The organism is Streptomyces sp. NPDC026672, assembly GCF_040638185.1.
GTDB lineage: Bacteria > Actinomycetota > Actinomycetes > Streptomycetales > Streptomycetaceae > Streptomyces.
The window spans coordinates 94,341-116,174 of sequence record NZ_JBEZXS010000024.1; the positions used below are offsets into that span (position 1 = coordinate 94,341).

Annotated in this window: 22 protein-coding genes; 8 read left to right on the top strand and 14 right to left on the bottom strand. The window is 72.9% G+C overall.

Annotation, left to right across the window (positions count from 1 at the left end):
• Window positions 1-37: 37 nt before the first annotated feature.
• Entirely contained in the window at window positions 38-733 is a 696-nt protein-coding gene (locus tag AB0F77_RS26350) for a TetR/AcrR family transcriptional regulator (RefSeq protein WP_361953494.1), read from the bottom strand.
• Between the two features lie 139 nt (window positions 734-872).
• On the opposite strand from AB0F77_RS26350, the gene AB0F77_RS26355 reads away from it, so the two are divergent.
• Window positions 873-1,322, top strand: coding sequence for a nitroreductase family deazaflavin-dependent oxidoreductase (locus tag AB0F77_RS26355; RefSeq protein WP_361953497.1), 450 nt, complete (start codon window positions 873-875; stop codon window positions 1,320-1,322).
• On the opposite strand, the gene AB0F77_RS26360 is transcribed toward AB0F77_RS26355, so the two are convergent.
• Window positions 1,312-2,574, bottom strand: coding sequence for a geranylgeranyl reductase family protein (locus tag AB0F77_RS26360; RefSeq protein ID WP_361953500.1), 1,263 nt, complete (start codon window positions 2,572-2,574; stop codon window positions 1,312-1,314). The two genes, AB0F77_RS26355 and AB0F77_RS26360, sit on opposite strands and share 11 nt — an antisense overlap.
• 133 nt (window positions 2,575-2,707) lie before the next feature.
• Between AB0F77_RS26360 and AB0F77_RS26365 the strand changes: the two genes are divergently transcribed.
• The gene (locus AB0F77_RS26365) at window positions 2,708-4,063 is read left to right on the top strand and encodes a dipeptidase (protein ID WP_361953503.1); all 1,356 of its coding nucleotides are present in this window, start codon (window positions 2,708-2,710) and stop codon (window positions 4,061-4,063) included.
• A 365-nt stretch (window positions 4,064-4,428) separates the two neighbouring features.
• Here the strand turns inward: AB0F77_RS26365 and AB0F77_RS26370 are convergent, their stop codons facing one another.
• Together AB0F77_RS26370 and AB0F77_RS26375 are read right to left on the bottom strand one after the other, a co-directional pair.
• The gene (locus AB0F77_RS26370; protein ID WP_361953506.1) at window positions 4,429-5,469 is read right to left on the bottom strand and encodes an NUDIX domain-containing protein; all 1,041 of its coding nucleotides are present in this window, start codon (window positions 5,467-5,469) and stop codon (window positions 4,429-4,431) included.
• A gap of 156 nt (window positions 5,470-5,625) precedes the next feature.
• Window positions 5,626-5,820, bottom strand: coding sequence for a hypothetical protein (locus tag AB0F77_RS26375; protein WP_361953509.1), 195 nt, complete (start codon window positions 5,818-5,820; stop codon window positions 5,626-5,628).
• Window positions 5,821-6,042: 222 nt separating this feature from the next.
• On the opposite strand from AB0F77_RS26375, the gene AB0F77_RS26380 reads away from it, so the two are divergent.
• On the top strand, window positions 6,043-8,103 hold the full coding sequence (locus AB0F77_RS26380) for an NPCBM/NEW2 domain-containing protein (protein WP_361953512.1): 2,061 nt from the start codon (window positions 6,043-6,045) through the stop codon (window positions 8,101-8,103).
• A 442-nt stretch (window positions 8,104-8,545) separates the two neighbouring features.
• Here the strand turns inward: AB0F77_RS26380 and AB0F77_RS26385 are convergent, their stop codons facing one another.
• Window positions 8,546-9,496, bottom strand: coding sequence for an ROK family protein (locus AB0F77_RS26385; RefSeq protein WP_361953515.1), 951 nt, complete (start codon window positions 9,494-9,496; stop codon window positions 8,546-8,548).
• Window positions 9,497-9,702: 206 nt separating this feature from the next.
• Here AB0F77_RS26385 and AB0F77_RS26390 point away from each other — a divergent pair, with 206 nt between their 5' ends.
• Together AB0F77_RS26390 and AB0F77_RS26395 are read left to right on the top strand one after the other, a co-directional pair.
• The gene (locus AB0F77_RS26390) at window positions 9,703-10,752 is read left to right on the top strand and encodes a LacI family DNA-binding transcriptional regulator (RefSeq protein ID WP_361953518.1); all 1,050 of its coding nucleotides are present in this window, start codon (window positions 9,703-9,705) and stop codon (window positions 10,750-10,752) included.
• A gap of 6 nt (window positions 10,753-10,758) precedes the next feature.
• On the top strand, window positions 10,759-11,520 hold the full coding sequence (locus tag AB0F77_RS26395; protein ID WP_361953521.1) for a hypothetical protein: 762 nt from the start codon (window positions 10,759-10,761) through the stop codon (window positions 11,518-11,520).
• Between the two features lie 5 nt (window positions 11,521-11,525).
• Here AB0F77_RS26395 and AB0F77_RS26400 read toward each other — a convergent pair whose 3' ends face one another.
• Window positions 11,526-12,824 carry an aldolase gene (locus tag AB0F77_RS26400; protein ID WP_361953524.1) on the bottom strand — a complete coding sequence of 433 codons (1,299 nt, stop codon included), beginning with the start codon at window positions 12,822-12,824 and terminating at the stop codon, window positions 11,526-11,528.
• Between the two features lie 188 nt (window positions 12,825-13,012).
• Between AB0F77_RS26400 and AB0F77_RS26405 the strand changes: the two genes are divergently transcribed.
• Window positions 13,013-13,939 carry an endonuclease/exonuclease/phosphatase family protein gene (locus AB0F77_RS26405; RefSeq protein WP_361953527.1) on the top strand — a complete coding sequence of 309 codons (927 nt, stop codon included), beginning with the start codon at window positions 13,013-13,015 and terminating at the stop codon, window positions 13,937-13,939.
• Window positions 13,940-13,994: 55 nt separating this feature from the next.
• Here the strand turns inward: AB0F77_RS26405 and AB0F77_RS26410 are convergent, their stop codons facing one another.
• The 4 genes from AB0F77_RS26410 to AB0F77_RS26425 form a co-directional block, all read right to left on the bottom strand.
• Window positions 13,995-14,957: an electron transfer flavoprotein subunit alpha/FixB family protein gene (locus tag AB0F77_RS26410; RefSeq protein ID WP_361953530.1), complete on the bottom strand. Its 963-nt coding sequence runs from the start codon at window positions 14,955-14,957 to the stop codon at window positions 13,995-13,997.
• Between the two features lie 82 nt (window positions 14,958-15,039).
• A complete protein-coding gene (locus AB0F77_RS26415; RefSeq protein ID WP_361953533.1) occupies window positions 15,040-15,825 on the bottom strand; it encodes an electron transfer flavoprotein subunit beta/FixA family protein in 786 nt (261 codons plus the stop codon).
• A 217-nt stretch (window positions 15,826-16,042) separates the two neighbouring features.
• Window positions 16,043-16,552, bottom strand: coding sequence for a flavin reductase family protein (locus tag AB0F77_RS26420; protein WP_361953536.1), 510 nt, complete (start codon window positions 16,550-16,552; stop codon window positions 16,043-16,045).
• A gap of 208 nt (window positions 16,553-16,760) precedes the next feature.
• Complete coding sequence (locus AB0F77_RS26425) at window positions 16,761-17,174, bottom strand: thioredoxin family protein (protein WP_361953539.1); 414 nt, start codon at window positions 17,172-17,174, stop codon at window positions 16,761-16,763.
• Between the two features lie 75 nt (window positions 17,175-17,249).
• On the opposite strand from AB0F77_RS26425, the gene AB0F77_RS26430 reads away from it, so the two are divergent.
• Window positions 17,250-17,666 (top strand): DUF4395 domain-containing protein, encoded by a 417-nt coding sequence (locus tag AB0F77_RS26430; protein ID WP_361953542.1) that lies wholly within the window; start codon window positions 17,250-17,252, stop codon window positions 17,664-17,666.
• A gap of 188 nt (window positions 17,667-17,854) precedes the next feature.
• Window positions 17,855-18,583, top strand: coding sequence for a lysophospholipid acyltransferase family protein (locus tag AB0F77_RS26435; RefSeq protein WP_361953545.1), 729 nt, complete (start codon window positions 17,855-17,857; stop codon window positions 18,581-18,583).
• 15 nt (window positions 18,584-18,598) lie between these two features.
• On the opposite strand, the gene AB0F77_RS26440 is transcribed toward AB0F77_RS26435, so the two are convergent.
• From AB0F77_RS26440 to AB0F77_RS26455, 4 genes are all read right to left on the bottom strand, one after another.
• Window positions 18,599-19,303: a phenylalanine--tRNA ligase beta subunit-related protein gene (locus tag AB0F77_RS26440; protein WP_361953548.1), complete on the bottom strand. Its 705-nt coding sequence runs from the start codon at window positions 19,301-19,303 to the stop codon at window positions 18,599-18,601.
• A 10-nt stretch (window positions 19,304-19,313) separates the two neighbouring features.
• Window positions 19,314-19,886 carry a transglutaminase family protein gene (locus AB0F77_RS26445; protein WP_361953551.1) on the bottom strand — a complete coding sequence of 191 codons (573 nt, stop codon included), beginning with the start codon at window positions 19,884-19,886 and terminating at the stop codon, window positions 19,314-19,316.
• Window positions 19,887-19,975: 89 nt separating this feature from the next.
• Entirely contained in the window at window positions 19,976-21,046 is a 1,071-nt protein-coding gene (locus AB0F77_RS26450; RefSeq protein WP_361953554.1) for a low specificity L-threonine aldolase, read from the bottom strand.
• Window positions 21,043-21,798: an SDR family oxidoreductase gene (locus AB0F77_RS26455; protein WP_361953557.1), complete on the bottom strand. Its 756-nt coding sequence runs from the start codon at window positions 21,796-21,798 to the stop codon at window positions 21,043-21,045. Before AB0F77_RS26455 ends, AB0F77_RS26450 begins: the two co-directional genes overlap by 4 nt.
• Window positions 21,799-21,834: the final 36 nt, after the last annotated feature.

Genomic DNA, 21,834 nt, shown 5'->3' on the forward strand with positions numbered 1-21,834 from the left:
ATGGACCAGGGCGATGGACCGTGCGCGACGAGCGCCGTCAGCGCAGGCCGACACCGTGCGCAAGGCCGGTCACCGCCTGCCGGAAGAAGACCTCGCGGTCCTCCACCACCCGGTTGAACTGGCCGAACAGCTCGAACCCCACGAGCCCGAAGAGCTGCGCCCAGGCCGCCACCAGCGCGGCCATCGCCTCCGGCGACATCGCGGGGTCGAGGGCGGCAGCCATCCGCTCGGCCTCGGGGCGGGCCTCCTCGGCGAGGTCGAGGGGGGCGAGCCCCGGGCCGCCGCGGGATTCCTGCGCCTCCCGGACGATGCCGATGAGGACGAGGCCGACACGGGCGGCAGGCGGGATGGTCGTCTCGGGGGCCGCGTAGCCGGGGACGGGCGAGCCGTAGATCAGCGCGTACTCGTGCGGCCGCGCCAGCGCCCAGGCGCGCACCGCCTCGCACACGGCGGTCCAGCGCCGCACGGGTCCGGCGTCGGCGGCCGCGTCGAGGGCCTCCTCTGCGGCCTCGCCGAGGGAGTCGTACGCGTCGATGATCAGCGCGGTCAGCAGGTCGTCGCGGCTGGGGAAGTACCGGTAGAGCGCCGAGGAGACCAGACCGAGGGACCGGGCCACGGCCCGCAGGGAGAGCTTGGCGGCGCCGTCGGCGGCGAGCTGTCTGCGCGCCTCGTCCTTGACGGCCGCGGTGACCTCGCTCCTGGCCCGCGCACGGGCGCCCTGTGCGGTGCTCATGTCCAGCAGTCTGCCATGGAATCAGAGCACTGCACACAAAACAGAGCAGTGCTCTTGCTCTGGATCACCGATCTCCCCCATGCTGTCCACAGAGGCGAGAGCACCGCTCTCGGAAGTCCGCTTCCCGGAGGAAGTAGCCATGTCCACGCACGTCCAGAAGCCCGGCTGGTTCACCGTCAACGTCTTCAACCCGTTCGTGGCCTGGATGACCCGCCGCGGTCTCAGCGTGTGGGGCTCCCGGGTGCTGGCGGTCCGCGGCCGCAAGAGCGGCCAGTGGCGGACCACGCCAGTGAACCTGCTGACCGTGGACGGACAGCAGTACCTCGTCGCCCCGCGCGGACACGTCCAGTGGACGCACAACATGCGCGCGGCGGGCGGTGGTGAGCTGCGGCTGGGCAGGAACACCGACGCGTTCACCGCGACCGAGGTCGCCGACGACGACAAGGTGCCCCTGCTGCGCGCCTACCTCAAGCGGTGGAGGGCCGAGGTGGGGGTGTTCTTCAACGGCGTCGGCCCCGACGCCCCCGACACGGAGCTGCGCCGCATCGCCCCCGACCACCCGGTCTTCCGGATCACCCTCACGAAGTGACGGCGTCCTCCTCGGGCTCCGTCGTCTCCGCGACGACCGGGGCGGGCCTGCGGTCCAGGGCGGTCAGCGCGCGGTGGGCCAGCGGATGGGTGCGCACCAGCTCGCCCAGCGACGTCGAGCCCTGCGTGATGTCCTTGAACGCCTTCCACGCCGGGCGGAAGCCGGTGAGGACCGTGTGGATGAGCCCCGGGCGGCGCTCGAACAGCGCGAGCATCCGCTTGCCGACGCTCATCTCCACACCGAGGCCCGCCTTGATGGCGAAGGCGTAGTTGAGGGCCTGGCGGCGGGTGTCCACCGCGTCGTGCGCCTCGGCGATCCGCACCGCCCACTCACCGGCGAGCCGGCCCGAGCGCAGCGCGAACGAGATGCCCTCGCGGGTCCAGGGTTCGAGCAGCCCGGCCGCGTCGCCGCAGACGAGCACCCGGCCGCGCGAGAGCGGGGAGTCGTCGGCCCGGCAGCGGGTCAAGTGCCCGGAGGAGATGCTCGGTTCGAAGCCCGCGAGGCCGAGCCGGGCGATGAAGTCCTCCAAGTACCGCTTTGTGGCGGCGCCTTCGCCGCGGGCCGAGATCACACCGACGGTCAGCGTGTCCCCCTTGGGGAACACCCAGCCGTAACTGCCGGGCATCGGGCCCCAGTCGAGCAGGATCCGGCCCTTCCAGTCCTCGGCGACCGTCTCCGGCACCGGGATCTCCGCCTCGAGACCGAGGTCGACCTGGTCGACCTTCACCCCGACGTGCGCCCCTATGCGGCTGGCGCTGCCGTCGGCGCCCACCACGGCGCGGGCCAGGACCGTCTCGCCGCCCTGGAGGACGACCGCGACCGTGCGGCGGTCGGGCACCGCCGAGCCGTGCTGCTCGACGCGCTGCACCGTGGCGCCCGTGCGCAGCTCGGCGCCGGCCTTCTGCGCGTGCTCCACCAGCTGCTGGTCGAACTCGGGCCGGTTGATCAGCCCGAACATCATCTGCCGGGAGCGGCGCGTGCGCGTGAAGCGCCCGTTGTGGGAGAAGGTGACCGCGTGCACCCGGTCCTTGAAGGGCAGTTCGAACCCGGGCGGCAGCGCGTCGCGGGAGGGACCGATGATGCCGCCCCCGCACGTCTTGTAACGGGGAAGCTCCGCCTTCTCCAGCAACAGGACGCGCCGTCCCGCGACCGCCGCCGCGTAGGCCGCGGACGCCCCCGCGGGTCCCGCGCCCACCACGACGACGTCCCACACCCGCTGCACGTCGTCCGCCGAAGAGTTCTCGCCGCTCACGATGGTCCGCTGCTCCGATCACGCCGTCTGCCGCACCTGTCCCCCGCATCCTACGGCGGCGGTCGCCGCAGGCCGCTGTGGGAGTATGCGTGGTACTCACATGCACAACGTCGCACCCACGAGGAGCGTGCCCATGTCGTCGAATCCGGTCGCCGAGACCGTCGCCTCACTGATGCCCGGGGCGAAGGCGGAACTCGCCGAGCTGGTGGCCTTCCGGTCGGTGGCGGACTTCGACCAGTTCCCCCGGAGCGAGAGCGAGGGCGCCGCGAACTGGGTCGCCGACGCGCTGCGCGCCGAGGGCTTCCAGGACGTGGCCCTGCTCGACACCCCGGACGGCACCCAGTCGGTGTACGGCTACCTGCCCGGCCCCGAGGGCGCGAAGACCGTCCTGCTGTACGCCCACTACGACGTGCAGCCGCCCCTGGACGAGGCCGCCTGGACCACCCCGCCGTTCGAGCTGACCGAGCGCGACGGCCGCTGGTACGGGCGCGGCGCCGCCGACTGCAAGGGCGGTGTCGTCATGCATCTGCTCGCGCTGCGCGCCCTGAAGGCGAACGGCGGCGTGCCGGTCAACGTCAAGGTGATCGCGGAGGGTTCCGAGGAGCAGGGCACGGGCGGCCTTGAGCACTACGCCGAGCAGCACCCCGGTCTGCTCGCCGCGGACACCATCGTGATCGGCGACGCGGGCAACTTCCGCGTCGGCCTGCCGACCGTGACCACGACCCTGCGCGGCATGACCCTGGTCCGGGTGCGGATCGACACCCTGGAGGGCAATCTGCACTCCGGGCAGTTCGGCGGAGCCGCCCCGGACGCCCTGGCCGCGTTGATCCGAGTGCTCGACTCGCTGCGCGCCGAGGACGGTTCGACCACCGTCGACGGGCTGGCGTCCGGGCCCGGCTGGGAGGGTCTGGAGTACACCGAGGAGCAGTTCCGCGCGGACGCCAAGGTGCTCGACGGCGTCGGGCTGATCGGCGCGGGTTCGGTCGCCGACCGCATCTGGGCGCGGCCGGCCGTGACCGTCCTCGGCATCGACTGCCCGCCGGTCGTCGGCGCCACCCCGTCCGTGCAGGCCGGCGCGCGTGCGCTGGTCAGCCTGCGGGTGCCGCCGGGCGTGGACGCGGCCGAGGCGACCAAGCTGCTCCAGGCGCACCTGGAGGCGCACACGCCGTGGGGCGCGCGGGTGAGCACCGAGCAGATCGGCCAGGGCCAGCCCTTCCGCGCCGACCCGAGCAGCCCGGCCTACCGGGCGATGGCCGACGCGATGGCGGTGGCCTACCCGGGCGAGACGATGCAGTACGCCGGTCAGGGCGGCTCGATCCCGCTGTGCAACACGCTCGCCGGCCTCTACCCGGAGGCGGAGATCCTGCTGATCGGGCTGAGCGAGCCGGAGGCGCAGATCCACGCGATCGACGAGAGCGTGTCGCCCGAGGAGCTGGAGCGGCTGTCGGTCACGGAGGCGCTGTTCCTGCGCAACTACGCGGCGGGCTGACCCGATCCACGGTGGCGGAGGGGCCCCACGGGCAGGCGGGGCCCCTTCCGCCGTCGGCGCCGCGCGGACGTCACGGCTGCCGCCCCGCCCGCGCGTTCCGGTCGGCGGAGCGGTCCCCGGGCCCACGGCCACGGGCCGGCGCGCCCCGGCACCCGGCGGACCGCCTGCGGCCGGGCTCTCGCCGGGGCGCCGGGTGTCCTCGGCTTGGGGCGGGGGCGGTGTGCCGCGATCACGGCGTCCTGGTGACCACCCGTGCCTCGGGGCGACGGCTCGACCGTACAGCGGCGCGGCGGGGCGGACGTACGGGCGACGGGGCGGACGTACGGGCGACGGGCGGGACCTCGCGCGGGTGAGCCCACGGGGCGTCAGCCCAGTGGTACGCCCGCCTCCAGGTAGAGCGCGGCACCGCGTTCCCGGGCGCGCAGGGCCCAGCGCAGCCGTTCGTAGCGGACGGGCGGGAGCAGGTCGGCGGCCTCGCGCTCGGTGACGAAGCGCCAGTCGCGCAGTTCGGGCCCGGGCAGCACCAGGGAGCGCGCCTCGGCGGAGTCGAGCCGGCCGCCGTCGAAGAGGAGCCGCAGTCCGCCGTAGCCCGGGGGCCGCGGCGGCTCCCAGTCCACGACGAGCAGTCGCGGTACGTCGGCCAGTTCGATGCCGGTCTCCTCGGCGACCTCGCGGATGCCCGCGCGGGCGGGGGCCTCGCCGGGTTCGACGACCCCGCCGGGGAACTCCCAGCCGGGCTTGTACGTGGGGTCGACGAGCAGCACGCGGTCCTGCTCGTCGAAGAGGAGCACACCGGCCGCGAGGGTCTCCGCGGTGGGTTCGGGGGTCTGCACGATGTCGCAGTAGGGCACCGTGTCGCTGCCGACGGCCTCGGCGATGCGCAGGGCCGTCTCGTACGGGGTGAGGGCGCTGGTGTCCACGGGGTGGGCGTCGGCGGTGAGCCAGGAGGCGAGGGCGGCGCGGTAGGGCTCGATGTGGTCGTAGGACCACTGGCGCACCCGCATCTCGCCGTCGGGCAGGTGGGGCGGGATCTCCCGCCCGGCTATTCGCTCGCGCAGGATCGTTTCCGCCGGGGCCAGGAGCACATGCCGGACGCCGATGCGGCGGGCGGCGAGGCCCCCGAAGATCTCGTCCCGGTACTCCTGGCGCAGCAGGGTCATGGGGACCACGAGGGTCCCGCCCAGTTCGGCCAGCGTCGCGGCGGCCGTGTCGATCACGAGCCGGCGCCAGATCGGCAGGTCCTGGAAGTCACCGACCTCGGCGAGGCGCTTGGCGGGGAGCAGCTGGGTGAGCGTGCCGCCGACGGCCTCGGGGTCGAAGAGCGTGCTGTTCGGGATCAGGTCGATCAGTTCCCGTGCGGCCGTGGTCTTGCCCGCACCGAACGCACCGTTGATCCAGACGATCACGGTTCCCCCTCTTCTGTGGCCCCCTGTGGCTTGCCCGCTCCACACTGCCACGGAAACCAGTTCCAGTTGAGTGCGCCCGTTCCGGTGCCGGTGACCCCGCCTCCGGGGCACCGGCACCGGAACGTGTTCCTCCGCCCTCCTCGCGGTCCCGGGCGCCTACTTCCCGTCCCCGGCGCCGTCCTCGGCGGCGGCGAAACCGTCCTGGCCGACGGTGTGGTCGACCGTGCCGAGCGTGTCCGAGACGTTGAGGTCGCCGATCAGGTCCTTGTCCGCGCCGTGGGACGGGGTGATCGCGGCCACGACGAATCCGGTGGCGAGGGAGGCGATGGCGAGCATGCTGCGCTTCTTCATGCCGGGATCAACTGTCCGGACCGCCAAGGGTCACGCCGATACCCGCGGGCGGCCCACCACCGTGACCCCGCCCGCCCCTTCCCTGAGTTCCGATGGCGGGATTCCAACACAACCGAACCCATGTCGCCTCTCTTCCAACAGACTCCTACACGTCCTAACGTGAACGCACAAGCATGACGCGTACATGGCGCCATTCCGCTCTCGAGTCGGAGGAACGTAACGATGCGTCAGCCCCACCCCCAACCGAGCACCCGCGGCCGTACCCGCACCAGAGCCGCCGGGGCGCTCGTCGCCGGACTGCTGTGCGCGGCGGGTCTCGCCGCCCCCGTCGCCCCCGCCGTCGCCGCGGAGCATCAGGCGACGGCCCCGGCCCAGGCGGCTCCCCCCGCCCCCGCCGACGGCCTCGCGCTCACCCCGCCGATGGGCTTCAACAACTGGAACTCCACGCACTGCGGCCCCGATTTCAACGAGGCCATGGTGAAGGGGATCGCGGACCTCTTCGTCGAGAAGGGCCTGAAGGCGGCGGGCTACCGGTACGTCAACCTGGACGACTGCTGGGCGCTGCCCTCCCGCGACGCCGACGGCCGGCTGGTGCCCGACCCGGCCCGGTTCCCCGGCGGGATCAAGGCGGTCGCCGACTACGTCCACGCCAAGGGACTCAAGCTCGGCATCTACACCAGCGCCGGCACCAAGACCTGCGACGGCGCCGGCTTCCCGGGCGGCCTGGGCCACGAGTACGGCGACGCGCGGCAGTTCGCGGACTGGGGTGTCGACTACCTCAAGTACGACAACTGCAACAACCAGGGCGTGGACGCCAGGACGCGCTACACGACCATGCGCGACGCGCTGCGCGCGACCGGCCGGCCCATCGTCTACAGCATCTGCGAGTGGGGCGAGAACAAGCCCTGGGAGTGGGCGGGCGACGTCGGCCAACTCTGGCGCACCACCGGCGACATCAGCGACAACTGGGGCTCGATGCTGTCGATCCTCAAGCAGAACCTGCCCCTCGCCCCGTACGCGGGCCCCGGCCACTGGAACGACCCCGACATGCTGGAGGTCGGCAACGGCGGCATGACCGACACCGAGTACCGCTCGCACTTCTCGCTGTGGTCGGTCATGGCGGCCCCGCTCCTCATCGGCACCGACCTGCGCAAGGCGTCCCAGGAGACCTTCGACGTCCTGGGCAACACGGAGGTCATCGCGGTCGACCAGGACCCGCTGGGCGCGCAGGGCACCGTCGTCTCCTCCGAGGGCGGGAGCTGGGTCGTCGCCAAGCGGATGCGCGACGGCAGCCGCGCCGTCGCGCTGTTCAACGAGACCGGCAGCGCCCAGCGCGTCGCGACGACCGCCCGCGCGGTCGGCCTCCCCGGCGCGACCGCCTACACCCTGCGCGACCTGTGGCAGCACCGCAGCTACAACACCGCGGGCACCATCGCGGCGACCGTCCCGGCGCACGGCACGGTCCTCGTCCGCGTCGCCCCCGACCCCCGCTGGGCCACCCACCCGCCGGCCGTCGAACTCGGCCTGGACAGCTCCCCGTTCGTACGCGCCGGCACCCCGGCCAGGCTGACGACGACGGTCACCGCGCTCGGCCGCACACCCGCCCGCGCGGTCTCCGTGTCGCTCGCCGGTCCCGACGGCTGGTCCGTCGCCCCGAGTTCCCCCACCGGGTCGGGCTCGCTGCCCGAGGGCCGTTCCCTGCGCACCGACTGGCGGGTGACCGCGCCCGAGGGCACACCCACCGGTTCGTACGACCTGACGCTCACCGCCCGCTACCGCTCGCCCTCCGGCCAACGCGTCGTCACCGCGCTGCCGTTGACCGCGCACGTGGTGGTGGCGCCGCCCGCCGGGACGTCGTACCTGAGCGACCTGCCCTGGCTGTCCGCCACCAGCGGCTGGGGGCCGGTGGAACGCGACACGAGCAACGGCGAGGAGGTCGCGGGCGACGGGCATCCGATCACCCTCGGCGGGATCGAGTACGCCAAGGGCCTCGGTGTGCACGCCGCGAGCGACGTCGCGTACTACACCGGCGGGGCGTGCGAGACGGTCACCGCGGACGTCGGCGTGGACGACGAGAAGGGCGCGAACGGCAGCGTGGCCTTCGAGGTCTGGGCCGACGGCACCGAGGTCGCCTCGACCGGCGTGCTGACCAACGCCATGCCCGCGCAGCCGCTCACCGCGGACGTCACCGGCGCCGAGGTGATCCGCCTGGTCGTCACCGACGGCGCCGACGGCGCCGACTCCGACCACGCGGACTGGGCAGCCGCCCGCCTCACCTGCTGAACCCCCCGACGACCCGTGGCCGTGCCCGCCCGACCGGACACGGCCACGGGACGCACCCGACCGATCGTCCGGCGAACCGGACCGGTGCCGGGCAAACCCGGCGGAGGACGGGCGGGTTCAGCAGTCCGGCCGATCCCACGGCGAGGCGGACCTCCCCGGCCGCGTGACGCGCCCGCGGCGGCCCGGACCCGCGAAGGCGCACGGGGCCGGGAGAAGGACCGTGCCGCCGGACCGTGGATCACGCCTCGCGGATCGCGGGCCGGAGCTGCCCGCGGCCCGCCCGGAAGGGCCCGGTGCCGGAGGGACTGGGGCGGCGTGGCCCGGTCGAACGGCGCGGTCAGGTCGGGGGCGCCGCCCGGTCAGCCGGTCGGGCGGCGCGGCCAGATCAGACGGTCGCAGCCCGGCCAGACCGTTGCGGCCCTGTCAAACCGGCGCGGCCCGATCAGACCGTCGCGGTCGCGTCCGGTCTGCGGGACAGTGCGGCCGCGGCCGCGCCCACCAGGCCGGCGTCCGTGCCCATCTGGGCGGGCACGATCGTCAGGCGCTGCACGAAGGACAGCGTCGCGTAGTCCGTGAGGGACTTGCGCAGCGGGGCGAACAGGACGTCGCCCGCCTTGCCCACGCCCCCGCCGATCACCGCGATGTCGATCTCGACCAGGGTCGCGGTGGCCGCGATCCCGGCGGCCAGCGCCTGCGCGGCCCGCTCGAAGGAGGCCACCGCGACGGGGTCGCCGGCGCGGGCCGCCTCGGCCACCGCGGCGGCCGAGGTGTCACCCCCGGGGCCGGGCCGCCAGCCGTCCTCCAGCGCGCGCCGCGCGATGTTCGGGCCGCTCGCGATCCGCTCCACGCAGCCGCGCGAACCGCAGGGGCACAGGTCGCCGTCCAGGTCGACGCTGATGTGGCCGATGTGACCGGCGTTGCCCGTCGGCCCCGGGTGCAGCCGGCCGCCCAGGACCAGACCGCCGCCGACCCCCGTCGACACCACCATGCACAGCGCGTTGTCGTGGCCGCGGGCGGCGCCCTGCCAGTGCTCGGCCGCCGTGATCGCGACACCGTCGCCGATCAGCTCGACGGGCAGGCCGCCGGTGGCCTCCCGCACCCGTTCGACGAGCGGGTAGCCGCGCCAGCCCGGCACGTTCACCGGGCTCACGGTGCCCGCGGAGGCGTCCACCGGACCCGCGCTGCCGATGCCGACGCGGTCCGCGCGCTCCCACAGCGGGGACTCGGCGAGATCGGCGAGCACATCCGTCACGGCCCGCATGACGGTGTCGCCGGCCTCCCGCGCGGGCGTGGGGCGCTGCGCCCGCGCCTGGATCCGGCCGTGGCCGTCCACCAGCGCGCCGGCGATCTTCGTACCGCCGATGTCGAGCGCAGCCACGAGGTCGGTGTGCATCAGAGTCGAATCTCCCCGTCAACCATCAGAGAACCAAGAGAAACCCGCAGGCCGGTCTCGCGGTGGGGCACGGCCCGGGTTATAGCGGTGGACAGTGTCCCCCGCATCTGACAACGTTGTCCAGGCTCTATGCTCGACGCCACATCCTCATATCACCCCATGGACCCGACGCACCCCCCGTGGACGACAGGACAGGACGCCGCATCGTGCCAGAGACCACCCGCCGCGCAGAACGCCTTCCCGGAAACCGTTACGGCAATCGTCCGACGATGAAGGACGTGGCGGCGCGCGCCGGGGTGGGCCTCAAGACGGTGTCCCGGGTCGTGAACGGCGAGCCCGGGGTCACGCCCGACACCGAGCGCCGGGTGCAGGAGGCCATCGACGCGCTCGGCTTCCGCCGCAACGACAGCGCGCGGGTGCTGCGCAAGGGTCGCACGGCGAGCATCGGGCTGGTCCTGGAGGACCTCGCCGACCCGTTCTACGGCCCGCTGAGCCGCGCGGTCGAGGAGGTCGCCCGGTCGCACGGCGCACTGCTGATCAACGGCTCCAGCGCGGAGGACCCGGACCGGGAGCAGGAGCTCGCGCTCGCGCTGTGCGCGCGGCGCGTGGACGGACTCGTGATCATTCCGGCCGGCCGGGACCACCGGTACCTGGAGCCGGAGATGAGGGCGGGCATCGCGACCGTGTTCGTGGACCGCCCGGCGGGAAAGATCGACGCGGACGTGGTGCTGTCGGACAACTTCGGCGGGGCGCGGGACGGGGTCGCCCACCTCATCGCGCACGGTCACCGCAGGATCGGGTTCATCGGTGACATGCCCAGCATCCACACGGCGGCCGAGCGGCTGCGCGGGTACCGGGCGGCGATGGACGACGCCGGGACAACGGTCGAGGACAGCTGGATGTCACTGGGGGCCACCGATCCCGAGCGGGTGCGGCAGGCGACGATAGACATGCTCGCCGGGCCCTCCCCGGTGACCGCGGTCTTCGCGGGCAACAACCGTGTCACCGTCACGGTGATCCGCGTCCTCGCCGAGCAGGACCGGCCGGTGGCGCTGGTCGGCTTCGACGACATCGAGCTCGCGGACCTGCTCGACCCGGGGGTCACGGTGGTGGCGCAGGACGCGGCCGCGCTCGGACGCACGGCGGCGGACCGCCTCTTCCGCCAGCTGGAGGGCGACCTCATCGCGCCGGAGCGCATCGAACTGCCCACGCGGCTGATCACCCGGGGGTCCGGGGAACTGCCCCCCGCGGACTGACGAGCGGTGGGCGACGGGCTGAGCCTGGAGGCGCTGGGCGTGCATCTGGCGCCCCGCGAGTGGCCGTTGCTGTATCCGGGGGTGTGGCCGGCGGAGTCGGGAGTCCTGGACGGGGGCCGGCTGCTGCCGTTCGACGCCTCCGACGGTGCCCTGCTGGCCGGGCGCACCCCGGTGCTGGCCGTCGGGTCCAACGCCTGTCCGGGGCAACTGCGGCACAAGATGGCCGAGTCGGGGATCGGCTCGCCGGTTCCGCTGGTGCGGTGCCGGGTCACGGGGCTGGGGGTCGGGGTCTCGGCGCACGTGAGCGTGATGGGGTACGTGTCCGCGTCGCCGTTCCACGCGCCGGGCGCGGTGCGGGAGTTGTTCGTGACGTGGTTCGACGCACGGCAGCTCGCCGTGATCGACGCGAGCGAGACGGCGTACGACCGCGCCTGGGTGCCCGGTCCGGAGGTCCGGGTCGAGCCGGAGGCCGGGGAGCCGCTGCCGGGGGCGTTCGTGTACGTCAACCGGCACGGTGTGCTCCACGACGGCGCCGGCGAGCCACGTGAACACCCCGGGCAGCGCCCGCTGCTCACCGAACTCCTCGCGGAATCCGCCGGTCTGCGGGACCTGTTCGGTGCCACGCCGGAGGAGTTCGTCTCCAACGCTCGTGCGAAACGCGCCCTCTGCGAGCAGGGCACCCGCCTGTTCGCGCGGGAGGGCCGGGTGACGGCCTCGGGCCTGGAGCGCCACGTCCGCGAGGCCCGCCCGAACCTCGCGGCCGAGTAGGCCCCTTACGCCTCGACGGCCGTCGGATCGCCCCCGCGCGGGGCCGCGTAGGCCTCCAGGGCGGTCCTCGTCAGGCCCGTCGCGTCGGTGACCTCGGGGAGGTCGAGGGCGCCGCAGTCGAGGCCGCGGAGCAGATGGCCGCTGAGGGCCTTGGCGGTGGCGGGTTCGTCCATGACGTCGCCGGTGGCGTGGTTCGCGTACCGGGCGAGGCGGGCGGCGGCCTGTTCGAAGCCCTCGCGGTAGAAGGCGAAGACGGCGGCGTAGCGGGTGGGCAGGTGTCCGGGGTGCATGTCCCAGCCCTGGTAGTAGGCGCGGGCCAGGGCGCGGCGGGTGAGCCCGTAGTGGAGGCGCCAGGCGTCGTGGACCTGCTCGGCGGGGCCGACGGGCAGCACGTTGGTGGAGCCGTCCGACAGCCGTACGCCCGTGCCCGCCGCCGCGACCTGCATGACCGCCTTGGCGTGGTCGGCGGCCGGATGGTCGCTCGCCTGGTACGCGGCGGAGACGCCGAGGCAGGCGCTGTAGTCGAAGGTGCCGTAGTGCAGCCCGGTGGCGCGGCCCTCGGCGGCGCGGATCATGCGGGCGACGGTGGCGGTGCCGTCGCCGGCCAGGATGGACTGGCTGGTCTCGATCTGGATCTCGAAGCCGAGCCTGCCGGGCGCGAGTCCGCGCGCCTTCTCGAACGCCGCGAGGATGCGCGCCATGGCGGTGACCTGCTCGGCGTACGTCACCTTGGGCAGGGTCAGGAGCAGCCCCTCGGGCAGGCCGCCCGCCTCCAGCAGTCCGGAGAGGAAGACGTCGAGGGTGCGGATGCCCCGGTCGCGGACGGCGGCCTCCAGGCACTTCATGCGGATGCCGGTGTACGGGGCCGCCGTGCCGTCCCGGTACGCGTCGGCGACGAGCCGCGCGGCGCGGGCGGCCGCCGCGTCCTCCTCGGCGTCGGGCCGGTTCCCGTAGCCGTCCTCGAAGTCGATGCGCAGGTCCTCGACGGGTTCGCGCTCCAGCTTGGCGCGGACCCGGGAGTACACCGGCTCGGCGAGGTCGTCCCGCAGGCCGAGGACGGCCGCGAAGGAGGCGGCGTCCGGGGCGTGTTCGTCGAGCGCGGCGAGGGCCTGCCCGCCCCAGGAGCGGATCGTCCCGGCGGTGAGGGCGTCGGCGGGGACGTACACGGTGTGGACGGGCTGCCGGGTGCCGGGGTCCCCGGGATAGGCGCGGGCGAGTTCGGCGTCGACCGGGGCGAGGAAGGCGCCGATCTCCTCGCCGACGGCGCCCGCGAGACTTGTCGTCACCGTCTCCTGCTGCCCCATCCCGACCTCCGTTTTCCGCTCTGCGGAATCAACAATCCGTAGAACGAAGTTATCCGGGCGGCTTCTCGCTGGTCAACACCCCGTCCACGGGCCGAGCCGCCGTGTTCACCCCGCATGCCGATCACCTCTACGCCCCCTTTCGTGACCGGAGTCCGCCCCCGCATCCTGAGCCGTCGGGAGGGAAACTCATGCCGGACAATCACAGAATGACGCGCCGCAAGGGTCTGCGCACGGCGCTGGCCGCCGCCCTGGTCGTCCCGGTCCTCGGTTCGGTGCCGGCCGCCTCGGCGGCCCGGACGGCCCGTGCCGCCCGGCCGCTGCGGCGGGCCCGGCCGCCCCGCCACCCCCTGGACGTCATGACGTTCAACCTGCGTTTCGCGAGCACGAAGGAGCCGCACAGCTGGGCGGTCCGCCGCCCGGTGATGCGTGAGCTGCTGTGCCGCGCCGCCCCGCACGTCCTCGGCACCCAGGAGGGCCTGTACCAGCAACTGCGCGACATCGACGCCGATCTCGGGCCGCACTACGAGTGGATCGGCACCGGCCGGGAGGGCGGCAGCCACGACGAGTCCACGGCCGTCTACTACGACACCCGGCGCCTGGTCCCCGTCGAGCACGACACCTTCTGGCTGTCCGACACCCCGAAGGTGATCGGTTCCAACACCTGGGGTGCCGCGTTCCCCCGGGTCGCCACCTGGGTCCGCTTCCGCGACCGGCGCGACGGCGGTGAGTTCGTCGTCCTCAACACCCACTTCGACCACGCGAGCCAGTCCGCCCGCGAGCACTCCGCGGCCCTCCTCGCGCTGCGGGCCGCGGAGTTCGCCCCGCTGCCGTTCCTGCTGACCGGTGACTTCAACGCGGCGGCGCACGGCAATCCCGCCTACGACGTCCTGCTGGCCTCCGGGCTCACCGACACCTGGGACACGGCGGCCGAACGCGGCCCGCTGTACGCGACGTTCCACGGCTACCGGCCGCTCGTGCCGGGCGGTGACCGCATCGACTGGATCCTGGCCACACGCGGCGTCGGCGTCCACCGGGCCTCGGTCGACACCTTCTCCCGCGGCGGTCAGTTCCCCAGCGACCATCTGCCCGTGCGGGTGTCGCTAACCCTGGGATGAGCCGAGGCCCCCGTGACCGGTGCGGTCACGGGGGCCTCGGACGGGCCGGCGGCGATCAGCCCTTGCGGGTGTTGATCTCCTCGGTGAGCTGGGGGACGACGTCGAACAGGTCGCCCACCACGCCGTAGTCGACGAGGTCGAAGATCGGGGCCTCGGCGTCCTTGTTGACCGCCACGATCGTCTTCGAGGTCTGCATGCCCGCGCGGTGCTGGATCGCGCCGGAGATGCCGGAGGCGATGTACAGCTGCGGGGAGACGGACTTGCCGGTCTGGCCGACCTGGTTGGTGTGCGGGTACCAGCCCGCGTCCACCGCGGCGCGCGAGGCGCCGACGGCCGCGCCGAGCGAGTCGGCCAGCGCCTCGATGACCGCGAAGTTGTCCGCGCCGCCCACACCGCGGCCACCGGAGACCACGATCGCGGCCTCGGTCAGCTCGGGACGACCGGTCGACTCGCGCGGCGTACGGCCCGTCACCCTGGTGCCGGTCGCCTTCTCGGAGAAGGACACGGCCAGCGCCTCGACCGCGCCGGCGGCCGGGGCCGGTTCGACGGCGGCGCTGTTGGGCTTGACCGTGATGACCGCGGTGCCCTTGACGACACGGGACGTGGTGGTGAACGAGGCGGCGAACACCGACTGGGTGGCCACCGGGCCCTCGTCGCCGGCCTCCAGGTCGACGGCGTCGGTGATGATGCCGGAGCCGATGCGCAGCGCCAGACGGGCGGCGATCTCCTTGCCCTCGGCCGAGGACGGCACCAGGACGGCGGCCGGGGAGACGGCCTCGTAGGCGGCCTGGAGGGCGTCCACCTTCGGGACGACCAGGTAGTCGGCGTACTCGGCGGCCTCGTGGGTGAGGACCTTGACCGCGCCGTGCTCGGCCAGCGCGGCTGCGGTGTCGCCCGCGCCGTTGCCGAGGGCGACGGCGACCGGCTCGCCGATGCGGCGGGCCAGGGTCAGCAGCTCCAGGGTGGGCTTGCGGACGGCGCCGTCCACGTGGTCGACGTAGACGAGGACTTCAGCCATGGGGTAACTCTCCTGCTCGGATCAGTTGAGGGGCGTTCGGCGGGCGCGGGCGTCAGATGAACTTCTGGCCCGCCAGGCCGCATCACACGAATTTGCGCTCCGCGAGGAAGGCGGCGAGCTGCTTGCCGCCCTCGCCCTCGTCCTTGACGATCGTGCCGGCCGTCCGCGCCGGACGCTCGGTGGCGCCGTCGACCTTCGTCCAGGCGCCGTCGAGACCGACCTCCTCGGCCTCGATGTCCAGGTCGGACAGGTCCCAGGACTGAACCGGCTTCTTCTTGGCCGCCATGATGCCCTTGAAGGAGGGGTAACGCGCCTCGCCCGACTGGTCGGTGACGGAGACGACCGCGGGCAGCGCGGCCTCCAACTGCTCGGAGGCGGCGTCGCCGTCACGGCGGCCCTTGACGGTGCCGTCCTCGACCGACACCTCGGACAGCAGCGTGACCTGCGGGACGCCCAGACGCTCCGCGAGCAGCGCCGGGACCACGCCCGCGGTGCCGTCGGTGGAGGCCATGCCGGAGATCACCAGGTCGAAGCCGGCCTTCTCGATCGCCCTGGCCAGCACGAGGGAGGTGCCCATGACGTCCGTGCCGTGCAGGTCGTCGTCCTCGACGTGGATGGCCTTGTCGGCGCCCATCGACAGCGCCTTGCGCAGCGCGTCCTTGGCGTCCTCCGGGCCCACGGTCAGCACGGTGATCTCGGCGTCGTCCGCGTTCTCGGCGATCTGGAGGGCCTGCTCGACCGCGTACTCGTCCAGCTCGGAGAGCAGACCGTCCACGTCGTCGCGGTCGACGGTCAGGTCATCGGCGAAGTGCCGGTCGCCAGTGGCGTCGGGCACGTACTTCACAGTGACAACGATCCTCAAGCTCACGCCGGCTCTCCTACTGCATCGTCTGTTCTGGGCTGCCTCTTGCAGGCAGCATAGGCGCCTGATGCGGCCGATCACGGTCGGGTCGGCCGCGCGCTCCCACCAAAATATTACTCGTCAGTACACCCAGTTCGTTCCCGCTGAGCAAGCGCTTTGAACTGTGACCTTCGCAACGCAGCGTAACCGGAATCGGACACCTCCGCAGCGGAGCCGGGAGCGGTCAGTCGCGCAGCGCGGTGAAGCGGCCCTGGTGGTAGAGAAGGGGCCGGCCGGTGCCCGAGGGGTCCCCGAGGACCACTTCGGCCAGCACGATCCGGTGATCACCCGCGGGGACCCGGCCGACGATCCGGCACACGAGCCAGGCGAGCACACCGTCCAGGACGGGTACGCCTTCCGGGCCCTCCCGCCACGCGGTCGGGGCACCGAAGCGGTCGGCGCCGCTGCGGGCGAAGGTGGCCGCCAGTTCCCCCTGGTGCTCGCCGAGTATGTGGACGCCGACGTGTTCGGTCTCGGACACCGCGGGCCAGCTGGAGGCGCCGACACCGATGCCGAAGGAGAGCATCGGGGGCTCGGCGGAGACGGAGGTGAGGGAGGTGGCGGTGAAGCCGACGGGGCCCGAGGCGCCGCAGGCGGTGATCACCGCGACCCCCGCGGCGTGCCGGCGGAACGTCGAGCGCAGCAGGTCGGGCGAGGCGGGGAGGAAGGTGCCGAGGCCGGGGGTGGCCGTCATGGAGTTGTCCTTCTGGGGGAGGTGACGAGCGGGGCCGATGCCGTTCAACGGCCCGGACAGCAGGCGCTCGCGGTGCGGACCAGGTCGACGTGCGCCCGGCCGTGGAGAAGGAGTTCCCTGGGCATGGGGTCAGGCTGACGACAGATGGTGCGCACGGTCAAGCGTCTCCCGACATGGGGGAGATGTCTCACCATCAGCCGCACGATCCTCAGACCGCCTCTCCCAGGGCCGCGATCACGTCGGCCTTGCGCGGCTGTCCCGTGGCCCGCCGCACCACCCGGCCGTCCGCGTCGAGCACGAGCACGGTGGGCGTCTTGAGGATGTCGAGCTCCCGCACCAGACCGAGGTGGGCCTCCGCGTCGATCTCGATGTGGGCCACCCCGGGGACCAGCTCGGCCACCTCGCCGAGGACCCGCCGGGTCGCCCGGCAGGGTGCGCAGAACGCGCTCGAGAACTGGACGAGCGTGGCCCGCTCGCCGAGGTCGCCGCCCAGCTCGGCCGCGCCGAGCCGCCGTCCGTCGTCCCGCCCGCGCACCCGTACTCTCCCGCTCCGCCGCTTGTGCAGCACTCCGTAGGCGCTCGCCAGGACGAGCACCGCGACGCACACCACCAGTCCGGTCATCCACTGCACAAGCGTTCACGAGACTGCAAAGATTCCCGGACCCCCGGCTCGTTTTCCGTGCGGAATGCTGGATTCATGGACATCGACGTGAGGGGGCCGCGCTTCGGTGCGGCCGTGACGACGGTCGTACTGGCCGCGGTGCTGGTCACCGGCAGCGCCTGGCTGCTGGCCTGGCAGACGCTCGCGTTCGCGCTGGGCGCGGCGGGCGGGGTGGGCAGTTCGCCGTACGGCTTCCTGTTCCGCGGGGTGATACGGCCGCGCATCGGGCCGCCGACCGCGTTCGAGGCGCCCGAACCGCCGCGGTTCGCCCAGGCGGTGGGGCTCGTCTTCGCCGGTCTCGGGCTCGTGGGCTACACGCTGGGCCCTGAGTGGCTGGGGCTCGCGGCGACCGGCGCGGCGCTCTCGGCGGCCTTCCTCAACGCCGCCTTCGGGTACTGCCTGGGGTGCGAGATGTTCCTCCTGGTCCGGCGGATGACGGTGCGTACGGAGTAAAGGAAGATGAAAACACCGAGGTGAAAACTGGGCCGACGTGACGAGGATCTCGCCGAACCGCGGCACCGGGACTGGCTCCCCGTCCGTTCTTCGGGCACGATCTGCGAGACGCCGTAAACCTACGGCTGCGTAAGTTACCCGCTGGGAGCCCCTTTCCCCGGCAGAGCAGAAAGGGTCCGGTCCCCCGCATGGCAGACCTGGTCTACCGTCCCGTCATCGGTTTCGCCAAGACGTTGTTCAAGGTCTGGGACCTCGGGATCGACTGCAAGGGGTCGGAGAACATCCCGCGCTCCGGCGGCGCGGTGCTGGTGAGCAATCACATCAGCTACCTGGACTTCGTCTTCAACGGCCTCGCGGCCCTCCCGCAGAAGCGGCTGGTGCGGTTCATGGCGAAGGAGTCCGTGTTCCGGCACAAGGTGTCCGGGCCGCTGATGCGCGGGATGAAGCACATCCCGGTGGACCGCAAGCAGGGTGAGGCGGCGTACGCGCACGCGCTGGACTCGCTGCGCTCCGGCGAGGTCGTCGGGGTCTTCCCCGAGGCCACCATCTCGGAGTCCTTCACGCTCAAGAGCTTCAAGTCCGGTGCGGCGCGGCTCGCCCAGGACGCCGGGGTCCCGCTGGTGCCGATGGCGGTGTGGGGCACGCAGCGGCTGTGGACCAAGGGGCACCCGCGCAACTTCCGGCGCAGCCACCTGCCGGTGACCGTCCGGGTCGGCGAGGCCGTCGAGGCGTCCCGCGAGCAGTACGCGGGCGCCATCACCCGCCGACTGCGCGAGCGCGTCCAGGAGTTGCTGGAGGCCGCGCAGCGCGCCTATCCCGGCCGCCCCAGGGACACGGACGACACCTGGTGGCTGCCGTCCCACCTCGGCGGCACGGCCCCCACGCAGGAGCAGCTGCGCGCGGCCGAGGCGCACTGAGCCGCGCCCGGGGGTTCAGCCGGCGGCGCCGACCGGCTCCCCCGCCTCGACGCTCGCCCCGGGGCTGAACTTCCCCAGCAGTTCCACGAGTTCCGCCGCCGCGGCGCTCAACTCGTCGACGGGCATCGGGGCTAGGCTCTCCAGGAGGAAGAGGGCGGAGGTCGTCCCCTCCGTGAGGCGGGTCCGCGGGCCCTGGCGCCAGTTCCAGCGGCGGCAGGTCACACCGGCCTCGTCGCGCCACACCACCTCTCCCGCGTCGGGGTGCTCGACGGCCTCCTCGCCGCCGGCCGTCGTCACGAAGTCCTCGCCGCCGCTCGCCCGCACGAGCCGCATGTCACCGCGGATGAGGTCGAGGTCCTCACCGCCGACCGGGATCAGATGCGCGACGCTGATCGCGTTGTAGAGGTCCACGAGCACGTTGATCCGGGGCAGCCCGGCGTCGGACAGCGCTCTCTTCGCCAGCGCCTCGGCGGAGTTGCGGGTGCGTGACGGCTTGGAGCCGAACGCGGTGTAGGCCGCGCGCCAGGCGGCCAGGTGCGGGTCCTCGTGCGGGGCGCGTCCGTCCAGGCGTACGGCGAGGCGGCGGGCCGCGTCGTCGAGGAGCGCCGAACTCTCCTCGGTGCTGGGCCCGTTGACCAGGCCGTGCGCCTCGACGGCGAGGTGGGTGAAGCCGGGCGCGAGGGCGCGCACCTCGTCGGACACGGTGAGCGTGAGGGGCATCTGTCTGGCCTCAGAGTGCGGTGGGGAGCGTCTTCCACAGGGCGGACCGGTCGGGGGCGGCCTTCAGGACGCCGAGGACCGCCGGATGGGGTCGAGCGTACAGGACCGGGTGGTCCAACTCATTGGACGCCGGATCCGGCACCCAGGCCAGCCGCTCGCCCTGGAGGGAGAACTGCGCGTCCACTCCTGGCTTGTTGCCGCGCGGGTCCTGCCGGTGCCAGGCCCCGTGGAAGCGGACGGCGACCAGGCCGTGCACCACGTCGAACCGCTGGTAGCAGAGCGCGGTGGGGATGTCCTCGGCCCGCAGCAGCGCGGCGAGCGCGTGGGCCTTGGCGTAGCAGATGCCGGTGCCCTGCTCCAGCACGTCCGACGCGCGCCAGGTCACCCGGGGGTCACCGACGTCCTGGGAGTGGGTGACGGCGTCCCGGACGAACTCGAACGCGAGGCGTGCATAGGCATACGAGTCCTCGGCATCCTTGGCCAGCCGCGCGGCCGTCCGCCGCACCAGCGGATGCTCATGGTCGATTGCCTCGTCGGCGGCCAAGTAGACGGACAGGTCGGGGTTCTGCTGGATCAGCTCCATGTCGGCAGAGCATAGGAAAGCGATCACCCGAGCGTCAATGATTTTTCGGGTGACCGCATACCTATGCAGAACTGCGAAGACGGCTCCGGCTAGCGCGCCATCTCCTCCTTGAGCGCGGCCACGAACGCGTCCACGTCGTCCTCGGTCGTGTCGTAGGCGCACATCCAGCGCACGACACCCTCGGACTCGTCCCAGAAGTAGAACCGGAACCGCTTCTGGAGCCGTTCCGCCACGTCGTGCGGCAGCTTCGCGAACACCCCGTTGGCCTGCACGGGATGCAGGATCTCGACCCCGTGCACCGCCCTCGCGCCCTCGGCCAGGCGCCGCGCCATCCCGTTGGCGTGCCGGGCGTTGCGCAGCCACAGGTCCTTGGCGAGCAGCGCCTCCAACTGCACGGAGACGAAGCGCATCTTGGAGGCGAGCTGCATGGACATCTTGCGCACGTGCCTCATCCGGCGCACGGCGTCCTGGTTGAGGACCACGACGGCCTCGGCGAACAGTGCGCCGTTCTTCGTCCCGCCGAGCGACAGGACGTCGACACCGACGGCGTTGGTGAACGTGCGCATCGGGACGTCCAGGGACGCGGCGGCGTTGGCGAGCCGGGAGCCGTCCACGTGGACGGTCATGCCGCGCGCGTGCGCGTGCTCGCATATGGCGCGGATCTCGTCCGGTGTGTAGACGGTGCCCAGCTCGGTGCTCTGGGTGATCGAGACGGCCTGCGGCATGGCGCGGTGCTCGTCCTCCCAGCCGTACGCCTGCCGGTCGATCAGTTCGGGCGTGAGCTTGCCGTCGGGTGTGGGCACCGTGAGGAGCTTGATGCCGGCCATGCGCTCGGGGGCGCCGCCCTCGTCGACGTTGATGTGCGCGCTCTCGGCGCAGATCACCGCGCCCCAGCGGTCGGTGAGCGCCTGGAGCGCGACGACGTTGGCGCCGGTGCCGTTGAAGACCGGGAACGCCTCGGCCGTCGCGCCGAAGTAGCTGCGGACGATCCGCTGGAGGTTCTCCGTGTAGGCGTCCTCGCCGTAGGAGACCTGGTGGCCGCCGTTGGCGAGGGCCAGGGCGGCGAGCACCTCGGGGTGCGCCCCGGCGTAGTTGTCACTGGCGAAACCGCGGACCTCGGGGTCGTGATGGCGACGCGCGTCGGTCCTGGGAGGGTTCACGGCTTCTCGGTCAGCCACAGACGGTTTCCGTTCACTTCGGCGGCGGGCTTGCTCCAGACGTCGACGATGGCCTCGGCGAGGTCCCCGACGTCCGTGAAGCCCGCGAACTTCGCGTTGGGCCGCTCGGCACGCATGGCCTCGTGCACCAACGCCTTCACCACCAGGATCGCAGCCGCCGACGTGGGCCCCTCGGCGCCCTCCGAGATCCCCGCCTTGCGGAAGAAGTCGGCCATGGCCAGCGTCCACGCCTCGGCTGCGGCCTTGGCCGCCGCGTACGCCGCGTTGCCCGCGGTCGGCCTGCTCGCGCCCGCGGCGCTGATCAGCACGTACCGGCCGCGCTCGCTGCGCTGGAGCGCCTCGTGGAAGGCGAGCGAGGTGTGCTGCACCGTCTTGACCAGCAGCAGCTCCAGGAAGTCCCAGTCGTCCAGGCTGGTCTTGGTGAACGTCTCGCTGCCGCGCCAGCCGCCCACGAGGTGGACCAGTCCGTCGACGCGCCCGAAGTCGTTCTCGATGTGGGTGGCCCAGTCGCGGGTGGACCTCAGGTCCAGCAGGTCGACCGTGTCCCCGGTGACGGTGGCGCCGCCGGACGCGTAGCGCGCGGCGTCGACGGCCTCCGAGAGCCGCTGCGGGTCGTTGTCCGCGCCGACGACGGTCGCGCCCGCCTCGGCGAGTCGCAGCAGCGCCGCCCGGCCCGCGGGCCCGCCCGCGCCGGCCACCGCGATCACCGCACCGCTGAGAGTCCCGTTCCCCATGGTCCTCGCCTCCTGAGCAGTGTTCCGGACGCGGTC